The following is a 21,506-nucleotide window of genomic DNA, read 5'->3' as shown; positions in this document are numbered from 1 at the left end:
GGATTGTTGTCTGCTCGCACAACTTGTAGAATGAAATTTCTACCAGTCTCCTCGTCATTAATCAATAACATAAAAATGGTTCTATCAGACCGAACTAACTATAAGAACGCTCCGATTATAACGAAGCGCCGGGATGACAATACAAGTGTAACGCTTACATTTTGGTACAACAACCTGATAAACTATAGGTTTTCACCCGACAAATTATAGGTCGAGTTCAGAAGTAATCCACTAACAAGCAGGGCATTTTATTCTCCACGTACAATACGGAATCCTTGATCGGGACCAAAACCATTTGCATCAAATTTGCCTCGGAATGATATCTCATTGTTATTGACACCGCCAATCCAGCCTCCACCTTTCACAACTCGCCAGGATTGATCGGGACTCTCCGAATCACTGTACCAGTCCCAGCACCATTCTCTCACATTCCCAGACATATCATAGATTCCTAACTCATTCGCCTTCTGAGTTCCGACTTTTTTGGTTTGATTACGGTTGCTCTCAATAGCGGGCCAGCTCCAGTCACCCGTCAGAATGTTGTCGCCGGCATTTACCCAGTACCAAGCAACTTCATCAGGATTATTACTTCCGCTGTATGTGTAATTTAAGCTCTTTTGACCTCCGCTTGCAGCGTATTCCCATTCTGCCTCTGTGGGTAAGCGGTAACCGTTGGCGTCCTCGTTGATCGTTACAGTCCATTTTATATTGTCGTTTTCATTGTGATTATTCGTGTCCTGGTTGTCTTTATCTATATTGTAATAAGGTTTCAGGTTTTCTTTTATACTTTTTTGATTACAGTATTCCACTGCGTCATACCAGCTGACCATTTCAACAGGCAGGTCATCTCCCTTGAAGCCAGAAGGGTTTTCCCCCATAACCTCCATCCATTCTTTTTGAGTTACTTCGTATTTGCCAATATAGAAGGAATCCAGCGTTTCATTCCTATCAATCTGACTCGGCTTATTGCTCTTGAAGGCTCCCCCTTCGACGAATACCAAGTCATCGTTTAATTTGGTATTACTTACTGAACAAGCACTTAGACTAACAACTATAGCGATTAAAGTTAACCATACCAGCTTCCTCATTCAGTTATTCTCCTTTACTAAGCTTAAATCCGGCAACGTCAAGGTCCGTTAGTCTGGAGAAAAACGTTACTCAACGCTACCGGAAAATTGAATTCAAATGCAGTTGCAGAAGTTGAACTGCATCACATCATTTTTACCAAACCGTCACGTTTGCGCTTCCGCTGCTTTGATAACCTTCCGTTGCCATCACCTGATAGGACCAGCTGTTGCCTAAGTACATCCCTTTGCTCGCCCATGCATTCACATGATTACTGAACGTGATGGTAGAATTGACTCCGGTTGGTCTCTTGGACTGTCTAACACTCCAATACTGAGGGAAGGTTTGCGTACCATCAATGGAAGGTGCATTGTATCTCATCGTTGTATAGATGTCATATGTGCCACCATCACTAGTCATTGAGCCCTTGTACGTGCCAGTCGGACGATATGTTCCCCAGCTATCCACCACGTAGTATTCAATGAGTGCGCCTCTTGTCCAGCCATAGAAGGTCAGATATCCGTTACCTGATGGAGAAAATACACCAGCATTGTAATTGACTACTCGATTAGGTGTACCGTATGTCCACCCTTTCCCGACAACAAAGTTCCCGGTATTTTGCCAATTCACGCTGTAATTCCCGCCCGATCCATTCACGGCGTTGACCGTTCCTCCGCCATCTGTCCAATTTTGCCAATAATCTGTTGCTGCGCTCGATGTTGCTGCGAAGACACCAAAACTCATGGAAGCTGCAAGAACAACGGTTAACAATTTTTTGCTAAATTTGAACATAGATAATACCTCCTGATATTTTAATAGATTTGGTTGATGCTACAATCCGATATGAATGTTCGTCAGCAAATTCACTTGAAAAGACGTTGCGAAAACAGATACAGATCGTTCTTCCATACGGGCCAATCATGTCCTCCACTTTCTTCATGCCAAATGTGAGGTACTCCGTGTTGCGCCAAATATTGGTGAACCCCAAGACTAATCTCTATAAGATTGTCCTGTTCACCGCAAGAGATCCATAACAGCGAGAGTAATGAAGGCGCTTTCGAAAGATCAGGGACAAGTAGCTCCGGACTTCTGGTGTTTGGGGCTGCGGAGAAAGCACCGATCCATGAAAAATGGTCTAGATTACTTAATCCGATATTTAAGGATTGACCTCCACCCATGGATAAACCAGCAATCGCCCTTTTATCCCGGCTTTTATGCAAAGGGTAGTTCAATTCCATGTAAGGTATCAAATCGTTGAGCAGATCGGATTCAAACCGTTTAAATGCTTTGATTTTCTCAGGTTCAAACAGGTCTCCTTCAGCTCGGTCATTCGACATTGCGCGACCGTTGGGGAAAACAATAACCATCGGCTCAAGCAAGTTATCGTTGTACAGATTATCGAGAATAATTTGGGGAGAACCATGAGTATGCCATTCGGTTTCATCTCCACCAATACCATGCAAAAGAAAAAGTACAGGATACATCGTTGTCGAAGAAAATTCTGGTGGGGTGTACACCATCGCTTTACGGGAATTGCCAACCGTGGTGGAAGGATACTCTACCATCTCCATGACTCCACGTGGTATATTCTCCCGATACTGGTCATATCCCGTTACTGCTGGTGAGATCAATTCCATTCTCTTTTCCTCCGAACATATGAGTGACTATCAATCTTCAGTTAATCCACATAGCCAAAACCCAGAATAGTGAAGCATTTATGTTCATGACCTTCCGCCATTTCGATCTCTATGGAGTGCTCCCCCACATGCTCTTCGTTAAGCAGAAGTGTGGCATGGCAATGGGTCCAGTTCACTTGACGCGGATCGACTTTTTGGACGAATACCCCATCTACCTTGATATGTGCAGTTCCGAATTCATCGTTACCCGAATCCTTGAAGATCAGAATGAGGCGTTTGCACTGCAAACTTATACGAAAGCTGCTCTGATCCTCTTTTCCCTCTCCTGTACGCATCCAGTTGTTGGGGAACTGAGGTGTACCATAGTCATGAGCATCCATCTCAGCCATCTGCAGATCCGTGTCCGTTTTACAAAAAGAGCCTGCATTGATTCGGGCAATACTATTGCCGTTTTTCCGATCCAATAGCTTCACATGAACAAATTCATTTCCAATTAGCGGAGTTTTTTCAATATCATGATCTTTCTCATCCCACTCAGAACGATTCGTCACGTCGAACAAATATTCCAAACAATCGGCCATAATTCGATGCCCTATGTTAGTTGGATGATATATATCATGGAAAAATTGCTTTTTGGAAATAACGTTGCCTTCACCTTTTGTCTTGTTGAACTGATCTACGACAGCATCTTTCACACTTACCATTGGCAGATCATAATGCCAGCCTACCGGAGCGAGGCGATCCTGTAGATTCCAGTCATTTTCGAATACACTGAATAACAAGATGACCGCTGGCTTGTTATCGGCAGTAAGTGCTTTGAGTACCAGACTCTCGTAACATTTACCTTGGGTTTCATCATCTGCGTCATTGACTGCGAATTCGATTATGACAATATCCGGCTGAACGGCACCTCCCCTCAGCACATCACGATCATAACGTACAATCCCCAGTTCTGAAGGAGTTCCACCCACACCTGCTTTAATCAGATGAATCGGACTATCTTTTGAAAGCGCAAACATAAACTTGAACGACTCATACGACCGATAAGCGTAACTTTGGAGATGAATAGGTACTGCACCAGCACCATGGGTAATGGAGCCTCCAATATAAGCGATAACGACAGGTTCACCGTTTTTTGCCTTCTCAATGGCTCGTTTTAATCTGACATTATTCCCTTTGTTCAGAAGAGATCGGCCAATCATGTCGCGATATCCATGTGATTCAAAATCAATTGCGGGTTTGACTGCTGACGCTGTCACTCCGACTGGATCGCGCGGTGCAGTGAATTCCGTGTTTTCACCTGCATCTTCTGAATCCTGGAGCATAAATCACCATCACATCCTTTCGGCTAGATTCTGATCATCCTCAAACAGCATTTAAAGGATCACAGCTTGACTATGATTGGATCAAGTGTGATCCTTCCCCCAAAGTGTATCCCTTACATAATTTTACAACAACCTGACAAATTATAGGATTTCCACCACTATATCATTTTAATTCGACTACAATCACATGCAAATTAGAACACCTATAATTTTTCATGTAAACGCTTTAATTTGTATACTGTTTCCATGTTATAATTTTGAAAAACCGCATTGATGAAGGAGGAGACACATGAATATCACGGGTCAAGGCGCGTGGGATACGGGTACATATACAAATCTGTTTTCGAAGCTAGGTTACGATGAGAATGAGATCACGAACAGATTGGAAGAAACATGGAACGAGCTGTTTTATGGCGATGAAAATACTCGAATATATTACCCCATGGGTGAGGACAAGGGTTATTTGCTGGACACCGGTAATCTCGATGTTCGCTCCGAAGGCATGTCTTATGGCATGATGATGGCTGTTCAGATGGACAAAAAGGAAGAATTTAATCGAATCTGGAATTTCTCCCACACGTTTATGCAGCATACCGAGGGTCGATACAAAGATTACTTCGCTTGGCATTGCAAGCCTGACGGAACCAGACTCTCACAAGGTCCTGCTCCTGATGGTGAGGAGTTTTTTGCCATGGCGCTTTTTTTCGCCTCTAACCGCTGGGGCGATGGCGCTGAACCTTATGATTACAAGGCACAAGCCCGCAAAATCCTTCGTGCATGTATACATCAGGGCGAAGACGGCGAAGGTGACCCCATGTGGGACCCGGAAACAAAACTGATCAAATTCATTCCAGAAACACCGTTTAGCGATCCGTCCTACCATCTGCCTCATTTTTATGAACTATTCGCGAAATATGCGGATGAAGAAGATCAGGCTTTTTGGAATGAAGCGGCGGCCGCTAGTCGGGCTTACCTGCATACAGCTTGCCATCCCGTAACAGGACTTTCACCTGAATATGCGAATTATGACGGCTCTCCGGCTCCAATACAGCCACATGGGGATTTCAGGCATTTTTACAGTGATGCATATCGTACTGCTGCAAATATTGCGCTGGACTGGGAATGGTTCCGCAAGGATCACTGGCAGATCGAGCAATCCAACCGGATTCAATCCTTCTTCAGTGAGATTGAAATGTCCGATTATCGTCGTTATACAATAGAAGGTGAACCTTTCGACGAACCTTCACTGCATCCTGTAGGTTTGCTGGCTACCAATGCCATGGCTTCACTTGCTGCGGACGGTCCACATGCTGACACATTCGTTCGTAAGTTCTGGAACACACCTCTGCGTCAGGGTGAGCGACGTTATTACGACAATTGCCTGTATTTTTTCAGCATGCTGGCTCTAAGCGGAAGATATCGCATGTACTAAGGGAATGTGTACGAGCCGTTGAACCTGTCCTGTGAACGTTTGGCTTGCAGGACAGGTTCAATCACAGAATTCTAAGAAGAATGCAATGATATAACGATAATCTATATCAATTAAAAAACGTTCCCGGCTCGCATATGTTGACTGCGAACCGGGAACGTTTGGTTGTGCAAATACAGGCAGTACCTTTTCCCGCTCTGACTGGATATAATTCAGATACTTTAATTATTTGGAAACAGAAGAAGTATCATAGGAAGACTGCATGATCTCCAGATATCGATTAATGTTCAGTCCCTCCAGACCTTTCACATATTCATCCCAATCCTTATCCAGACTTTTGGCGCCTGTAATAAATTGCAGGGCGTTCTGATCGATGTAATCCTTGAGATTGGTCTGCATCATGCTGGCTTCATCAGCTTGGGACGGATCTACCCACAATGCCCAATGAGGGAAAATCTCTTTTGGTTCCTTGCCCTCCATTAACAATGTCGCCTCATAGAGACGTCGCTCACCACCATCATTGGCATAGATGTCTGTCCCCTGTACTTCGGAGTCCCGATATGCCTGATAATGATTGTACTGACTCAATGCAGCCCAACTGTCATTACGAGGTTCTTCTCCAGAAGGAAGCGGAATGGCTTTATATAACGGCTCAATCTGATCATTGAGCGCCACTTCTCCTTCTTGTGGTTTGCGCCAGCTTACGCCCTCTTCTCCCAGATATGATGCCATGGTTCCTTCCTGGGTATAGATATAATCCAGCAGCTTTATGGCCGCGATCTGCGTTGCCTCACTGGCTTTGTTTGTCAGTACAAAGGACGCTCCGGGATCAATTGGATAGTTGTACGTAGCATAAGCAGCATGGGGTCCCTTCAATGGAGGGATGGGATTGTAATCATTTCCGTAAGGTGAACCTTCCGCAGTCGTTACGAATAACGATGGATGCATCGCTGCTCCCGCACCAAGAAGCTGTGCATCAGCGTTATCGCCAATTTTTTTGAAGGCCCCCACGTTTTGGGTAAATGCCCCTGGATCAATCAACCCTTCATCGTACAGGGATTTAATATAGGCAAGCCCTTCTTTCCACTCCGGTTTGTTCACTACGGTCTCCACTTTCCCCTGATTGACAATGAGATAATTCCGATCGTCGTCATAGATAAAACCGTTCATCAAGTACGGAATAATGTGCACACCAAAATTTTCAGTCGAACCGCTTAGCGGTACTTCGTCGGCTTTACCGTTCCCGTTCGGGTCTTTCGTTTTAAATGCCCGAAGCATTTCCTTAAATTCTTCTGTCGTCGTGGGTTCGGTCAGGCCCAGTTGTTCCATCCATTTGGTGTTGACCCACATCTTGTTCGGGTATGAACAGTGAAAACATTCATTCAGACCCGTCAGACCATAGATATTTCCGTCGGGAGCAGTGTTCATGGCCCGATAATAGTCATTGCTTTCAAGCACTTTTTTAATATTGGGAGCATGCTCCTCAATCAGATCATTCAGCGGCAAAATAACCCCCTGCTGACCAAACTTCAACAAGTCTGTCTGGGAGAAACGATCTACCCAAGGGATGAGCAGATACAAGTCCGGATAATCACCGGAAGCCAGGGAAATCTGTCTTTTCTCCGCTGCACCGTCGAATGGAACCGTGGTCCAGTTAAACTGAATATCAAACTTCTCTTCCATTTTCTTCGTGAATTTGTTAGTGGACAGGTTGGTATCCGAGCCCTGGTGAGCAAACACATTAATAACTGTCTTGCCTGACGGGGCGCTGCCTTCCCCGTTCCCCTTATCAGAACTTGAACATCCGGCAAGTACCAACGAGGTAAACAGCATACAGGCAAGAATGATGAATCCCGCTTTTTTCAATATAATCCTCTCCCTCATGAATAATAGAAAAAATGAACTTATCCTTTGACTGAGCCAATCAACATGCCTTGCACGAAATACCGTTGAACAAAAGGATAGATAATTAGCACAGGCAAACTGGCCATCACAATTAACGAGTACTTCATGAGTTCAGCCATCTGCTGCTGTTTGATCATTTCCGATGCATCCATGTTCCCCGTACTGCTGTTCAGAATAAGAATACTGCGCAATATCAGCTGTAGCGGATAGAGCGACTGTGATTTCAGATAGATGAGGGCGTCAAAGTATGCATTCCACTGACCGACTGCGTACATAAGTGACAATACGGCGATAATCGGTTTGGCGAGTGGCAGGATAATACTGAAGATAAACCGGATGTCACTGCAGCCATCGATGTCTGCTGCTTCGGACAATTCTTCCGGTATCGAATTCTGAAAAAAGGTACGGGCAATGATGACTTGCCATACCCAGACGGCATTGGGAATCAGCAACGCCCAGCGGGTATCAATCAGTCCCATGGTTTTGACCACCAGATAGGTAGGAATCAAACCGCCCGAGAACAGCATGGTGAAGGTAATAAACATCATTAACGAACTGCGACCAACAAACGTTTTTTTGGATAATGGATAAGCAATCATGATGGTCAGTGCCACGCTGATGAAGGTGCCGCAGGCTGTATAGAAAAGGGAATTAGCATAGCCGGTAAGGACTTGATCATTCCGCAATACAGACTTGTAACCGTCAAACGTCAGGTCAATGGGCCACAACCAGACTTTTCCCGAGGAGACGGCAGCAGGGCTGCTGAGCGAAGAACTCACAATATATATCAAGGGATACAGCACGGCAATCAGCACAACTGTCAGCATGAAATAAACAACCGTTATAAATACGCGGTCCCCCCAGGATTCACGAATCGTACTGCTGCTCTTGATCCGCGAACGTCCTGCATTTGTCTGTGTGTTAGGCATGGGTTGCTTCTCCTCCTTTCGCTCCCGTTACCATAAGCTTGTATTGGACAGTCGCTTGGCGACCGCGTTTACGATTAATAGCAAAATCAGGTTAATCACCGAGTTGAACAGGCCAACCGCAGTAGCGAAGCTGTAATTGGCATTCAGCAATCCTATTTTATAGACATACGTGGAGATGATCTCCGAAGCAGACAGGTTGAGCGGATTTTGCAGCAAATATATTTTTTCAAACCCAACAGCCATGATATTCCCTACACTCAGGATCAGAATGATGACGGCTGCCGGAAGTAGTCCAGGCAGATCAACATTAATGATTTTCTGTATTCGGTTGGCTCCATCCACTTTGGCGGCTTCATACAGGGACGGATCAACACCTGCCAGAGCGGCCAGATATATCACAGCGGAGTACCCCATTCCCTGCCACACATCGGAGAAAACGTAGATGGATCGAAACAGCCCGGGCTCACCGAGAAAATTCACTGCTTCGAAACCAAGGGCACCTGCAATCGTGTTGACAATACCCAGCCTAGGAGACAGAAAGAGCATAATGATGGAGACCATAACAACGGTAGAAATGAAATATGGAGCATACGTCACCATTTGCACCGTTTTTTTGAATCGTATGTTTTTGATTTCGTTCAGCGCGAGTGCGAGTAATATAGGAATCGGGAAACCAACGATCAGGCTGTAAAACGAAATGTAGAGCGTGTTCTTGATTAGCATGACAAACGCCGGATTTTTAAAAAGTAATTCGAAATACTTGGTTCCGGCCCACGGACTGCCCCAGATCCCCTTGATGACGTTGTAATCTTTAAATGCCAGGACCGCATTCACCATGGGTACATACTTGAAAATAATAAAGTAAGCAATCGGTGGCAGGATCAGCAGATACAGCTGCCAATGTCGCCTCCAGCTTCTGGATAATGCTTGCTTCAAGGCAAACGGTTTACTTGGTTTCTCCACGGACTTTGATTCACTGGTCATTGTGGTTCTCAGAATCATCCCCCCATTCTTGGCTCCAAATCGTGCTGAACTGCAACTCGACTTGGTAGCGCTTACTTTTTGAGTAATCATAAGATTACGCTGGGGATGCGTAAAGGTACAGTTATGCTGAGAAAGTACAAAAAGCGAATATAGTTCCCGAGAAACAGCCTACATTAACCGCTATGAACGTCCATTTTCCGAAATACACTCGGAGAAATGCCGCGTACCCGCTTGAAAGCTCGGCGGAATGAATGTGCACTATTATACCCGGTGGCTTCCGCTATCTCGTCAATAGTCTGACCAGTAGAGTGCAACAAGTTCGAGGCAGCATCAATGCGTACCCGTTCTACATAATCGGAAAGATTCTCTCCTGTATGTTCTTTGAACAGTTGGGATATAAACTTCTCGGACTTGCTCATGTGCTCGGCAATCCGATAGATCGTCAAGTTTGCATCCCCATAATTATGTTGGATAAAACAAATCATTTCGCTTACAGTATCCGCATGTGCTCCTGCTCTTCTTCTCTGGAAGTCACCGCAGATGTCTTCTGTTAACTGTTTGAATTTTGCCCGCAGCGAGGTAATCGTTTCTGTCATCTGAATGGATGTCACCCGAGATTTATATTCCTCCAGCAGGGAGGCATCCAGCTTGAATTTTGGTTCGTCCAGCTTCAGAAAAGTCCCCTTCAGCTCCATGATGAACTGCTGCGTCATCTCGTAGGACAGTTCCCGCTCCTCTAAATTACGAAGAAACAATTGCTCCAGAATGCGTATCGCCTCTTCAGGCTCACCGACTTTGATCGTGTTCAGCAGGCGCTGTTCAGACTCAATCGGATAATAGTACATTTCATTTTCCTTCATCGTATCTTCAAATCTCACCAGATGATCTGTTCCCATATGAATGGCATAATCCAGAGCTTGTTTGGCTTCGTCAAAAGAGCGACCCGCATCATTCCAGACCTCGTAAGCTGCACCTGTGCCAATTGTTGTGGATATCCGATGCTCCCGGTAGATCACTTCCATCAAGGTGTTCAGCTCTTTTTCACATATCCCTATAGCTTCATTCAGTGAGTTCTCATCCAATGGACAGGCAAAAGCGATCTGGTCTGTTCCCCAATCCGTGATCAGCAGCTGCGCATTCCATTCTGTAAGTACTTGTTTGATAAGCAGCCTTGCAACACCCAGTTCATGGATAGTTTCTTCACTGTCCGGATTGGCATATCCGTTTACCTTCACTAAGCCTGCCAAGCCCTTGCTGCTATGAAGAGAAATGTGCGCCTGGGATGAGATAACCTCCAACTCAAGTGAGGTATAGACTTCTCCGGTTAACAAACGTTTGATAAAACCGTCTCTCAACAACGGAATCTGCTCATTCATGGCGTTTTTAAGTGAGTCATTATTAGCAATCAGATTGTTAATATGGCTTGCCAAAAAATCATATTCATTGCCCCGTCTGCCTGGAGAATCGGTGATTTGTTCCCGAAAAGAGGCCAACAATCTGTAAACGGGTGCACTATTCCGATAGGCCAGAAACAGCCCGAATAACAGTCCCAAGGCAATGGTTGCCAAAGTAAAGACCAGCGTGACTTGTTTGATTTGGTCCGCTTTTGTCATGAGTGCTTTCTCCGGAATCCCTGCCATGTAATTCCATCCATTTTGACTGGACTGTATCGATATCAGCAGCCGACCATCACTTCCAGGCTGTACATTCTGCACGTTCAGCTCCGTTTCCCCAGTGTTACCTTCTCTCCGATGATTCTGTGCCATTTGCTCAGCCTCGGCCTGTTCAATGCCAAGGGAGAAAATGATCTGCCCTTCCGCATCGGTGACGAGAGTCCAGCCGCCATATTGATCCACAATATTTTGAGTAAGGCTTGCCATCTGATCCTGATCAATCATGACACCAATCGTCGCTTGCGGTTTGTTGAAGCTGTTCAAAGGCAGAGATTGCAGAAACGTAATGGCGGGAACGTCTGCAAGCACAGTGCCCAGTATTTCACGTTTATAGTTTCGAAGCGGTATGATTTCATTAAAGTGTGGTTGTTTGAGAATTTGGTCATGCCATTGTTCAAACGACATACCGTCCAGCTGATTGGCAGCATAATAATGCTCTGGACGATAATACACAGTTCTTGGTGTGATGATGGCATTGTAGTTCGGAATGTGAATGAAGAAATGAGACAAGTAATCATTGGTACTGCTGTACATGGAGAGGCTCCGCTGCATGCGGTTCATACCGTAGACATTGTAGAGATCATGCGGCTTTGGGCCAGCAATTAAATTTTGCAAATCGGGATTGACGGCAAGCTGTCTGGTAAAAGCTTCGACTTGAAGAAGATTTCGCTCAATGATCTCTTTGCCAAGACTCAGCGACTTCAAACTGTTCTCAATGGAGCTGGAACGGGCTGCTTCAATGGAAGCTCGGTAAGAGGCATATCCCGCAATTTGAGGAATCATTAGAATGACAAGATACGAAATGAGGAATCGGCGGAACACGGGTGAAAATTTGGACCATAGGAGCTGCATATGTACCCTCCCTTTTTTATCAAGCGCTTACATTTCTCTGTGATAAGGTAGCTGTTCAATGATACACCGGGCATTTCTTCCTGGTGAAGGTACAACTTCTTCCTTATGGTACATTTACATACTGCAGTGTACAATGCTTGCATGAAAATAATTGTCACTCTGCGGGTTGACGCACAAATATAGTTGTATTTTACCTTCGCATGGTCTCATTCCCAAAGTATTAAAAATAAACGCAAAAAACCTTCCCAAGACATGGAATGACTTGGGAAGGTTTTTGTTTAACATTAACCTTATTAATTGCTAACGGCAACAAATTTCCATTGTTGGTTTGTAGCACCTGTGTAGGTGTTCTGCTGCAGCTTGGCTCCATCCGAAGTGGAAGCGTTTGCCACTTCAATCGCTTTATTGCTGTTCACGTTGATGATACTCCAGTACCCGTTACCAAGATCGTTGACCTTAAAATGCTGAGCGGTTGTGTTCAGATTGCTCATGAGTTGAACCGCTTCCCCATTGGTGAGGGTACCGTTGCGAATGTCGATGACTTTGTCCGGCGAGTTCACACTTGTCAGTGTATAGTTGCCGTTACCGATCGAAGTCAGAACCCACTTCTGAGGGTTACCGCCCAGATCGCTCCACTGTTGGAGCTGAAGATTATTTTCATTTTGACCACCAGGAACATCAACAACTTTGTTGGAATGCCGGGCTACGATTTTATAAGTTGCACCGGATACAAGACCCGTTGTCGGTCCGCCACCTTGTCCACTGCCCGGATAAGTCTGGGCACGTTCATGGTACCAGTTGAACAGGAATCGTCCCATGGCACTCCGTGAAGCATCCCCATCCCATTTCAGTCCAGCCGTTGGGTCGGCAAAGGAGCTTCGTGGTCCTTCACTTAGAATGAATCCGTTCATATGAGCTGCAATGCTGACATTGCCTGCTGCGTTGAAAATCGTTTTGGTATTGGTGCCAAACCCTTCATTGCTGCCATTAAACAAGTTCCAATAGGCCGAATCGCCAGGTTTGTTTTTGAACCAGGTTACCTCGGTAATATTAATCGGATATTTGTCAGCGGCTGCCTTCACGTTGGTATTCCACTGGTCTTGCAGGATAGAGAAGTTGTCATATGCGCCATAACCAGGGTACCAGTGAACCGCATATCCATAGTTATTGAGCGGATCAGTCAATGGATGGCTTGCCGTCAAGCTGTAAAATTGGTTGTATCCCAGACCTGCCGCCCAGATGACATTGTCCGCACCTTTGCTGCGAATTGTTGAAATCATGGAATTTTGGAAATTACGCAAGTCATTCCAGTGATCCACAAAGTCATTTTCCCCGTTGTATCCACCCCAATGTCCATTGGCATAGGATTTCACCGGTTCGTTGATCAGTTCGAAGTGAACGTTGTCTGCACTTTTGATCTCCGGACGTGAAGCGAGATAACCCCAGATTTCGTTGAATTTTTGCAGGTTGGCAGGGGTTGTTGCCTGATCATCCTTCAATGTGAAGTCCAGTCCCAGGACAACATAGACACCTTTTGTTTTAGCATATTGAATGTACGGAATAATTACATTTTGCGTAACGGTCTGCACACCGGCAAAGTTATATGTACCAGCAGCCACATCTCCCATGTCCTGACGATCGATGAACAGACGTACCTGATTCATATTCCAGCCATGATTGCTTCCGTACTTCGCGCTGGTGTCCGCAAAAGTATCGGTAATGTCTTTCAGATAAGCCAGTGTAGCTGCATGACGGTTATTACCGTGCAGATTGAGATAATAATTGCTGTCCTGATATGTCCAGTAGGCACCTGAAGGTTGATGCCAACCGTTCAGTAGCACAGGCTGGTTGTTGCTGTTCACCAGGTTTTTGCCGTTTACGTGCAGCTTGCCCATCGGCATGCCTACCCATGCTTCGGCGCGGCTGCCTCCCCATGGAGCAATTGTGATCAATAAAGCGAGAATGAGTACAAGTTTACAAGATATCATGAACTTCTTCACTATAATTCCTCCTGATCTGATATATTGCCTTGCAATAACGCGAGGTAAGCTCCGTCAGAGTGTCTCTGATTAAACAGATCGCTCAGGTCGGCGCCCGCTCCCGCAGCCCGTTCCACACCAGCAGGGGGATCCTGCGCAGGGAAGGATCGCGGTTCTGCTGTGAGCAGACGTTCATGAGATCGTTACATGCCCCCTTTTCACAGATGGAATGTTGCATGATGTTCCTCCTCCCTCTTCCAGTCTGATCCCACTCCAAACGTACATAAGAACTTAACTTAACCGACGATTCCCGTACGCTCCACACTCTCTACGAAATATCGTTGAACAAACAAATAGATGACGATCAAAGGCAGAATGGCAAGAAGAATTCCTGTATCCTGGATCATGCTCAGATAGAACGGATCGGCCTGGGAAGCTGCACCGTCAGTAACCTGCTGGGCCAGATTATACGGAAGGGACGATAACTGAGTCGACATGACTTTACTTGAAGTCAGATAAGTCGTCGTATAGAAGCTGTCGTTCCACTGCCATACGAAGGAAAACAGCATGACTGTTACCATGGACGGAATGGCATTGGGCAGCATGATTCTTGAAAATGTTCGCCCGATGCCCGCGCCGTCCACATAGGCCGCCTCCTCCACTTCCTTCGGAATACCTCTGAAGAATTGCCGGAAGATAAAGATATACAAACCGGCTTTAAGTGAATTGGCCGTAATCGCCGTCAGAATAAACGGCCAATAGGTATTAAGCAAATTAACAGGTTTTCCGGCTATAAGCGTCATAAGCCCCATCAGGTCAAAGCTTTTCAGATTCAGGTATACCGGAATGAGAATGGTCGTTGGCGGCACAAGAATCGTCAGAATTACACCAGCAAACAGCCAGTTGCTTCCCCTGAATTTCAGTCTGGCGAATCCGTATCCTGCAAGTGCACAGGATGCTGTAGTCAGCAGTGTAGTCGTTGCAGACAGGGCAAACGTATTGAACAGCGTTGCCCAGTAATCCATTACGCGTATCGCCTCTTTGAAATTGTCGATGGAGAAGTTCTGTGGAATCCATACCACCACTGCCGAATACAGATCACCTTTAGCTTTGATGGATGTGGAAACCTTCTGAAATATGGGAAACAGGATAACGAAGGAAAGCCCGGTAATCAGAACGAATCGGATCATGGCCCACAGCCAGCCTTTCCAATGCTCCAGCGATAATAATCGTGATGTTGTCACGTGGGACACCCTCCTTTCTAATCTTGATAGAAGACTCGCTTCGAGAAAATGATGTTTACGATAACCAGAATGATGGCAATGGCCAGAAAGTAGACCCATGCCATGGCAGAACTTAATCCAAAGTCAAATTTGACGAAGCCGGTATCCCGGATCAGTTCCGTCATGGCGTTATTGGCAAATGAATCAATGATGGTATAGATCGCATTGACAAAAATAAGCGGGCTGACCATCGGGAACGTAATTTTCCAAAAGGCTTCATAACCCGTCGCCCCTTCCATCTTCGAAGCCTCATACAGTTGAGGGGAAATCGTCTGGATCCCTGCCAAAAAGATCAAAATTTGTACACCGGATTGACTGACGATCTGATAGATCCGATCTACGGCGCTGCTCAGATATGTGACGATCCAATCGCTCACTCCGGCGTTAACCATCAGATTTTCGAGTTCAAATGTCCCAAGTGAGCTTCCACCTGTGCTGCTCTGATTAACCGCGTCAATCAGGCTGGTGCTCTCCAGTGTCATAATCACTCCCGATGCCAGAATAACGGGCAGGAAAAAGATCGACCGCGCTACAGCCCGGCCCCTGAACTTCTGATTCAGGATGACGGCAAGGAACAGACTGAATATAACGATAAGCGGTACGTTGATGAGTACGTCTGTGATCGCCTCAATTAACGCACGGTTAAAGCTTGTATTGACGGTCAGCGCCTGAATGTAATTGGCAACACCGTTGAACTGAATCGCTATGCCTTCAGCATTAGCTTGAATTGTACTCATGCTGTATCGCAGAGAGGCTAACAGCGGAATGAAGAAAAACAACACAAAACCAATGAGCCAAGGAAGCACGTAGATTACGCCCCACATGGCTTTCTGCTGAGCATACGTACGACTTCCCCATTTCCATTTCAGGAGCGTCTTCAGAGCTGCTCACCACCAGTCACATAGCTTTGGGCTTCCACTGTATCGTTGTCAACTTCTACAGGGAAGTCGTTATAATTGACGATTACGAACCCGCCACCTTCATATGTTGTCCGGAAGACGCCCTCCTCCAGGGATTCATGAGATATCATGGAACGTCCGGCAAACGGTTGGTTCACCTGGTTCACCTCGTTGTAGATCTCGGCAGCCAGATCGATCCATTGTTCATAATTCGCCGCGTAGAGATCATCATAATCCGTTTCTTTCACAACATGGTTTGGCGCATTGAACCATGCAAAGTAAGGACTGGCTCCATATTCAATCAGCTTCAGCACATATTGCCTTGCATTGGTGTATGTGGAGAGATTGTATGGCGTCCCCGTATAACCGATGCTGCCGTGTACAACGAGCTGATAGAACGGAATCTCTTCATCCTCCAGCTTGAAACGACTGCTGGTCATCGGCGCATCTGTCAGACCAGTTACATACGGCAGGGCATAAGCGTTCCCACCTTCAGCAACAAGCGAGCCAGCCTGCTGCCCGATCTGTTCAAGTGCCTTCTTTACGGAGCCAAGCGCTTGTGTTCGGTCCACCAGCTTTTTCGGATTCATATCGCTGTTTAACTGAGCTGCCAGATCATTCAGGCTTAGCGACAGTCCATCCTTTTGAAGGGACCTCAGCTCATCTAACATGTCTGCCGTCACGTCCTCCAGCTTGTTGGGCGAAAGCACATAGGATGGTGAACGATCCCGGTCCCGCCTCTGGATGGCCTGGTTCATCGGATACAAGACCGCCGGTTCCTGAGTTAATGTGCGCGAAGCTTCTTTGGACGGTTTAAACCCTTTTTTGGATTGCACATTCAGCAGAGCGATATCGGGATAGAAACCGATGCCCGCTTCTTGTGTGTATGCGCTGAATTCCCGCAATCCCTTTTTCCCGCCTATGGCGCCGTCTACTTGGATGGAATCCGGCAGTCGATGATGAAGTCCGCCGTTAAGCCATCCCGCATAGCGCACCTGAATATTGGATACCTTCTTCTCCGTCAAGGAGGAGAGAATGTTTTTGGCTTCATCAAACGTGGTCAAAGCCTCCGTTGAATCATACGGTATGCCCAGCATATGCTGCCTTGTTGTCATGCCGCCGAACAGTTGCAGATAAAAGGGAACGTTACTCTGCTCCTTGCTGGCGTTCAACTCGGGAAGTCCGCCGTTTTGCATCAGATAATCCCGATAGAGAGATGCAAGCCCTGAGTACGAGGCCTTATCCGCCCCCACAAAAGCATATCGAACGACAAAGTCGGACACCGTCGGTTTCTTCTGGAATTTCGGAAGTGTACGGACCATATCACTTGCCTGAAGCGTCACATCGCTCTTGTTCACTACATAGAAGCTGGGATATACGTTGTTGTAGCTGTTCAGCTTACCGCTGATATCGGCATTCACAACTGCGACGGCATCCCCTTGTTCAATAATGCCCAGGAAAGCCCCCTCTTTCCGAATCAGTCCAAATACCGGCAACCTGGCTCTGGCTTCATTTGAACTTGCTTCCCGCAGTTTCATGGTCATATCCGGTCCGTATATGTCTTGTTGATAGGCAGGATACTGCAGCTTGCCATTGTTAAAATGGATCAGCGCTCCCGAACCGTCCGGCACCAGTATGGATCCCTCTTCTTCTGTACCCCCGGCCCCGAAATAATCCATTACAGATATGCTGTTGATCGGATATTCCTCCGGAAAATGAATGCCTGAGGACGGAACACGCACGAGCAGATCCTCTCCATCCAGCTCATATTCCATCGTAAGCATAAACAGCCGTGGTCCACTTCGTTCCTCTTCAATGCCAAACTCGGCGTGATCCTGAGCCAGATCCTCCGATGTGTAACCGGCTGTGTCAAAAGCTTTCAAGGCTCGGGACAATTGCAATCCTTGCATCGCCTTATCAATCCGGACGTAAGCGCCTTCATCCTTGTCTTCCGCATAACCGACCTTCAAGGCCCGTTGCCCGGCCTTGTCTAGCTGTGCAAGCAGCTTTTGTTCAAATCGCTCCTTGCTGATCTTCATCGGCAAGTCTTCTATGGATCGCTCAGTGCTTCCAAACTGGTAGTGGACCCGCACGCCGCTTGGCAGCACCTCGTAGCTTATCTGCTTGTGTGCAACACTATCCGTGAAAGAATTCACGGTGCTGCTCTGTCCGAGGCTGTTGAAGAAGCTGAGCTTCGTTTGTGATGACAAAAGGTCTTTGTTTATCCCGGCTGCAACCCCATCCTGCTCACGATTTGCAGGATTGCTGCGCCAGATCTGGCCGCTCTGCGTGTGAATCACTGCAATCTCGGCAGTCTCTTCGTTAATGAACAACTGCAGCGCAGCATTCTGCGCAATGCCTACCATGCCGGGAAGGCGGACATCGCTGAAAGATGATTTCAGTTTCTCTCCGGGAGGCAGGGAGGGAAAGTCCGTCGGATCTGCGGCAGTCACTGTCTCGTGAGCGGGCGGTGTTGGCGAGAATTGACAACCGCCAAGAAGCAGACTTCCCGCGAGCAGCATTCCTGTTATTTTTTTGGCTACGGTATAATTCATAACAATTTCCTCCTCCCTTAGCCCCGAAGCACTAATTCCTGATAGATGGTTACGACAAACGATACAATCTGCTGTACAAGACTAAAGAATAACAGGCACAGAAATGCCATAAACGCCATCGCTACAAGTGTCAGCAGCATGGTGAGCACCGTTTTGGCTGGTGTGTACTGATGAACCGTCATATTCCCCACAAATAACAGATATACCGTCCATGCAACGGCGAGTGCATTGGAGAAATAATAAAAGGCAGTTTCCTGCGCAGAGATCACAAGACTCAGCCAGATCCATGGGAAATGAATGAGGAACAACGGTACCAGTGCAAAACACGTTGACATGAAAATTTCGGAGAACTTGCCTTCCCCGTCCATCAATGTGGTTAACGACCAGTTAGCCACACACCAAAACAGTACCGGTATAATGACATATAACATTTCGAGCAGACTGTTCAGGTACTTTGGATTACTGAGATTAATGAGAAAACCGCTGTACTGGGCATGCAAAATTTTGGTGATGACCAGAAGCACCAGGATCATGAAAGCAATCAGCAGTGAGTTTCTCTGGTTCCGTTCATATTTCAATTCCCAGTATCCGTCAAACGGATGAAAAATCAGATGCAGCGGGTACTGGTATAGTTGCTTACTTGATGCCTGCATTCGTAGTCCTCCTTTTCTGCCTGCGAACGATGATGACGGTGACAATCGCAGCGACAGCCAGGAATATACCGGACATCATCCATGAAAAATGTTCACGCATCAGCTCTTTGCGGTACAAAAGAAAAGCTTTGGAATACCCTTTGGGCTCCATGCTGCGCTTGAAATATTTCGCAGACTCGGCGTATTCCTTCTGACGAAGCAATGCTTTGCCAATTCCCGCGTACGCATATTCCAAGTTAGCGTTCATCTCGGCAGCTTGGGCAAACAGCACCGAAGATTGATCTTCATCACCGTTATAGTAGCTACGCACCGCTTCGTGGAGTGTACGTCCGTATTCAGTTGTTTGAAAGACGGTGATTTCACCAAGCGCTTTATCCAGAACTAACATCCGGTCTCCCGCACGTTCCAGGGCAACAGGTGTATTAAACTGGCCCAGCCGGTTCCCGATACCGCCATAAATATGGAGTAGATATCCGTCTCCATTGTAGGTGAAGATTCGACCCTTGCTGGAATCAAGTACGGAATACATGTCACTGTCACCCACATCCACATCAATCAGGCGGGATGGCCCTGCTTCCTGGGTATACAGCAAATCCCCCTGCGGAGTCTGATAGCCTTCTCTGCGCAAAATGTCTGTACCCTGGGCATTCAGCTTCTTGACCGGATCTTTGCCGCGATCCCCGCTAGTGGCGTAGATAAAGCCCTCTTCATCCATGTCCAGATTGGTAAATTCCGTTGGAGTGAACATCACCATCTGACTGCGCTGCTCCCGTGTTGCAAACCGTTTCCAAAGATATTCCACCGGGTCCACCTGAACTCTGTTCGCTCCAATGAAGGAAGAGAACGTACCATCGGCGCTGAACTCCATGAATCCATCAAATACGCCTTCGGCCATGACGTAGATACGCTCCCCTTTGTCCATAACAATTCGCATCGGTTTAAACTGGAAGTCTGCTTTTAGCAGATCCGATTGTGGTTCAGACACAATCTTGACCAGCTTCCCCTGTTCATCCAGATGCACCACCCGGTGATTATCCGAATCAGCGACCAGCAGATGACCTTTTTCCGTGACGTACAATCCCTGTGGATTTTTAAAATGATCTTCCTTGCCTTCCTGCTCAAATGAATCAATCGTCCGTACCAGCTTGAAGTTGCGATCCATCTCAATGATGCGGCCATTGCCCGAATCGAGCACAAAGACGTGCTGATTGGCGGTAACATGCATGTCACTTGGCTCTTTCATAGGAGTTGTGTTCAGCTTCTTGCCGGTGATAATGGTTGTTGCCTCATATGCCGCCGGTGAAGGAACTGCGTCACCCCAGAAGGAATAATGATACGCATCCGTTTTACCATCTGCATTCACGTAGGGTGCCTCTTGAACGAACAACAGGAGGCAGATCATGCCCATGATGATCGATTTACGTTTTTTCCATGTGCTTCTCCGCACCTCGCTGCCTCCTTTCTACTCTTTCATGCCCGAAGTGGCCATCGTCTGCATAACACTGCTCTGAGAGATAATAAACAGAGTGATCGGTACAATCATCAGCAGCAAGGCAACAGCCGCACCTACACCGGCTCTTGCGATCCCTCCCTGCACAATCTGACTGAGCGCATAATGCAGCGTTTTGAGATTTTCACTGTAAATGAAGCTTCCGCCATCCGTTCCCCATAACGCTGGAAACTGCAGGATCATGAGCGTGAGCCATGCCGGCTTCACATTGGGCATCACGATGCTCCAGAATATCCGGTATTCATTGGCTCCGTCGATTTTGGCTGCCTCCAGCAAAGCATCGGGAATCTGCTCCATGAACTGTTTCATCAGGAAAAGTCCTAGCGAGAACGCAAGTGATGGCACAATAATGGACGCATGAGTGTTAATCCAGCCAAGCCAGGACATCACCATGTAGTTCGGAATCGCCGTAACATGCGGCGAGAACATCAGGGACAGAATGACAATGGTGAACAACACTTTGGAACCCGGAAAACGATACTTCGCCAGCGGATAAGCTGCTGCAGATGCAAGAAGGATATGCCCCGCTGTGCCAAGTATCGTAATGAGCAATGTGTTGGCAATATAGCGGGATAACGGCACCCACGAATTGCCCATGAGGTTGATCAAATCGGCAAAATTCTCCGTTGTCGGATTGTTCACCCAGAAACGCGGCGGGAAAATAAACAGCTCATCCAGCGGCTTGAATGCATTGTTGACTGCATAGATGAGCGGAAGCACCATAAAGGAGCCGAACACGCCCAGCAATGCAAATAACATCAGGCTGACGGTAAATGACCGATTGAGCCTTTTTGGCATGCCAAACACGGCACGTACTTTGCTGGTCAT

17 protein-coding genes are annotated in these 21,506 nt (G+C 46.7%); 1 reads left to right on the top strand and 16 read right to left on the bottom strand.

Going from position 1 to position 21,506, the window contains the following annotated elements:
* Window positions 1–248: 248 nt before the first annotated feature.
* The 4 genes from MHB85_RS14950 to MHB85_RS14935 form a co-directional block, all read right to left on the bottom strand.
* On the bottom strand, window positions 249–1,088 hold the full coding sequence (locus MHB85_RS14950; protein WP_105598725.1) for a formylglycine-generating enzyme family protein: 840 nt from the start codon (window positions 1,086–1,088) through the stop codon (window positions 249–251).
* Between the two features lie 133 nt (window positions 1,089–1,221).
* Window positions 1,222–1,857, bottom strand: a complete 636-nt coding sequence (locus tag MHB85_RS14945; protein WP_091016268.1) for a glycoside hydrolase family 11 protein — start codon at window positions 1,855–1,857, stop codon at window positions 1,222–1,224.
* Between the two features lie 71 nt (window positions 1,858–1,928).
* Window positions 1,929–2,702 carry an alpha/beta hydrolase gene (locus tag MHB85_RS14940; RefSeq protein WP_105598724.1) on the bottom strand — a complete coding sequence of 258 codons (774 nt, stop codon included), beginning with the start codon at window positions 2,700–2,702 and terminating at the stop codon, window positions 1,929–1,931.
* A 41-nt stretch (window positions 2,703–2,743) separates the two neighbouring features.
* Window positions 2,744–4,027 carry an SGNH/GDSL hydrolase family protein gene (locus MHB85_RS14935; RefSeq protein WP_091016271.1) on the bottom strand — a complete coding sequence of 428 codons (1,284 nt, stop codon included), beginning with the start codon at window positions 4,025–4,027 and terminating at the stop codon, window positions 2,744–2,746.
* 289 nt (window positions 4,028–4,316) lie between these two features.
* Between MHB85_RS14935 and MHB85_RS14930 the strand changes: the two genes are divergently transcribed.
* Window positions 4,317–5,459, top strand: coding sequence for a glycosyl hydrolase family 8 (locus tag MHB85_RS14930; protein ID WP_105598723.1), 1,143 nt, complete (start codon window positions 4,317–4,319; stop codon window positions 5,457–5,459).
* 222 nt (window positions 5,460–5,681) lie between these two features.
* Here the strand turns inward: MHB85_RS14930 and MHB85_RS14925 are convergent, their stop codons facing one another.
* The 12 genes from MHB85_RS14925 to MHB85_RS14870 all read right to left on the bottom strand — a co-directional run bounded on the left by MHB85_RS14925 (window position 5,682) and on the right by MHB85_RS14870 (window position 21,506).
* Window positions 5,682–7,340 (bottom strand): ABC transporter substrate-binding protein, encoded by a 1,659-nt coding sequence (locus tag MHB85_RS14925; protein WP_105598722.1) that lies wholly within the window; start codon window positions 7,338–7,340, stop codon window positions 5,682–5,684.
* A 20-nt stretch (window positions 7,341–7,360) separates the two neighbouring features.
* Window positions 7,361–8,290 carry a carbohydrate ABC transporter permease gene (locus MHB85_RS14920; RefSeq protein ID WP_091030502.1) on the bottom strand — a complete coding sequence of 310 codons (930 nt, stop codon included), beginning with the start codon at window positions 8,288–8,290 and terminating at the stop codon, window positions 7,361–7,363.
* A gap of 27 nt (window positions 8,291–8,317) precedes the next feature.
* Entirely contained in the window at window positions 8,318–9,172 is an 855-nt protein-coding gene (locus MHB85_RS14915; RefSeq protein WP_036671100.1) for an ABC transporter permease, read from the bottom strand.
* 275 nt (window positions 9,173–9,447) lie between these two features.
* Entirely contained in the window at window positions 9,448–11,799 is a 2,352-nt protein-coding gene (locus tag MHB85_RS14910; protein WP_105598721.1) for a helix-turn-helix domain-containing protein, read from the bottom strand.
* Between the two features lie 293 nt (window positions 11,800–12,092).
* Complete coding sequence (locus tag MHB85_RS14905; RefSeq protein ID WP_105598720.1) at window positions 12,093–13,799, bottom strand: RICIN domain-containing protein; 1,707 nt, start codon at window positions 13,797–13,799, stop codon at window positions 12,093–12,095.
* An 82-nt stretch (window positions 13,800–13,881) separates the two neighbouring features.
* Window positions 13,882–14,016 (bottom strand): hypothetical protein, encoded by a 135-nt coding sequence (locus tag MHB85_RS14900; protein ID WP_256704251.1) that lies wholly within the window; start codon window positions 14,014–14,016, stop codon window positions 13,882–13,884.
* Between the two features lie 58 nt (window positions 14,017–14,074).
* Window positions 14,075–15,022 carry a carbohydrate ABC transporter permease gene (locus MHB85_RS14895; protein WP_105598719.1) on the bottom strand — a complete coding sequence of 316 codons (948 nt, stop codon included), beginning with the start codon at window positions 15,020–15,022 and terminating at the stop codon, window positions 14,075–14,077.
* Window positions 15,023–15,039: 17 nt separating this feature from the next.
* Window positions 15,040–15,885: a carbohydrate ABC transporter permease gene (locus MHB85_RS14890; protein WP_091016283.1), complete on the bottom strand. Its 846-nt coding sequence runs from the start codon at window positions 15,883–15,885 to the stop codon at window positions 15,040–15,042.
* Between the two features lie 53 nt (window positions 15,886–15,938).
* Complete coding sequence (locus MHB85_RS14885) at window positions 15,939–18,515, bottom strand: DUF5696 domain-containing protein (RefSeq protein ID WP_341073163.1); 2,577 nt, start codon at window positions 18,513–18,515, stop codon at window positions 15,939–15,941.
* A 17-nt stretch (window positions 18,516–18,532) separates the two neighbouring features.
* Complete coding sequence (locus MHB85_RS14880) at window positions 18,533–19,168, bottom strand: YIP1 family protein (RefSeq protein ID WP_091016287.1); 636 nt, start codon at window positions 19,166–19,168, stop codon at window positions 18,533–18,535.
* A complete protein-coding gene (locus MHB85_RS14875; RefSeq protein ID WP_192131619.1) occupies window positions 19,152–20,615 on the bottom strand; it encodes an NHL repeat-containing protein in 1,464 nt (487 codons plus the stop codon). Before MHB85_RS14875 ends, MHB85_RS14880 begins: the two co-directional genes overlap by 17 nt.
* A gap of 15 nt (window positions 20,616–20,630) precedes the next feature.
* Window positions 20,631–21,506 (bottom strand): carbohydrate ABC transporter permease, encoded by an 876-nt coding sequence (locus tag MHB85_RS14870; RefSeq protein ID WP_026081082.1) that lies wholly within the window; start codon window positions 21,504–21,506, stop codon window positions 20,631–20,633.

It is taken from the genome of Paenibacillus sp. FSL K6-4396 (genome assembly GCF_038002525.1).
GTDB classification, from domain to species: Bacteria; Bacillota; Bacilli; order Paenibacillales; family Paenibacillaceae; genus Paenibacillus; species Paenibacillus amylolyticus_B.
Note: the sequence above shows the minus strand (reverse complement) of the source record. Positions and strands in the feature narration are given on the sequence as shown.

What these genes read in the sequence shown, in the direction of transcription:
- MHB85_RS14880 (WP_091016287.1), bottom strand. Translation starts at nt 19,168, where the DNA reads ATGCAGGCATCAAGTAAGCAACTATACCAGTACCCGCTGCATCTGATT.
- MHB85_RS14900 (WP_256704251.1), bottom strand. Translation starts at nt 14,016, where the DNA reads ATGCAACATTCCATCTGTGAAAAGGGGGCATGTAACGATCTCATGAAC.
- MHB85_RS14940 (WP_105598724.1), bottom strand. Translation starts at nt 2,702, where the DNA reads ATGGAATTGATCTCACCAGCAGTAACGGGATATGACCAGTATCGGGAG.
- MHB85_RS14920 (WP_091030502.1), bottom strand. Translation starts at nt 8,290, where the DNA reads ATGCCTAACACACAGACAAATGCAGGACGTTCGCGGATCAAGAGCAGC.
- MHB85_RS14935 (WP_091016271.1), bottom strand. Translation starts at nt 4,027, where the DNA reads ATGCTCCAGGATTCAGAAGATGCAGGTGAAAACACGGAATTCACTGCA.
- MHB85_RS14890 (WP_091016283.1), bottom strand. Translation starts at nt 15,885, where the DNA reads ATGTGGGGCGTAATCTACGTGCTTCCTTGGCTCATTGGTTTTGTGTTG.
- MHB85_RS14950 (WP_105598725.1), bottom strand. Translation starts at nt 1,088, where the DNA reads ATGAGGAAGCTGGTATGGTTAACTTTAATCGCTATAGTTGTTAGTCTA.
- MHB85_RS14885 (WP_341073163.1), bottom strand. Translation starts at nt 18,515, where the DNA reads ATGAATTATACCGTAGCCAAAAAAATAACAGGAATGCTGCTCGCGGGA.
- MHB85_RS14945 (WP_091016268.1), bottom strand. Translation starts at nt 1,857, where the DNA reads ATGTTCAAATTTAGCAAAAAATTGTTAACCGTTGTTCTTGCAGCTTCC.
- MHB85_RS14925 (WP_105598722.1), bottom strand. Translation starts at nt 7,340, where the DNA reads ATGAGGGAGAGGATTATATTGAAAAAAGCGGGATTCATCATTCTTGCC.
- MHB85_RS14930 (WP_105598723.1), top strand. Translation starts at nt 4,317, where the DNA reads ATGAATATCACGGGTCAAGGCGCGTGGGATACGGGTACATATACAAAT.
- MHB85_RS14870 (WP_026081082.1), bottom strand. Translation starts at nt 21,506, where the DNA reads ATGACCAGCAAAGTACGTGCCGTGTTTGGCATGCCAAAAAGGCTCAAT.
- MHB85_RS14910 (WP_105598721.1), bottom strand. Translation starts at nt 11,799, where the DNA reads ATGCAGCTCCTATGGTCCAAATTTTCACCCGTGTTCCGCCGATTCCTC.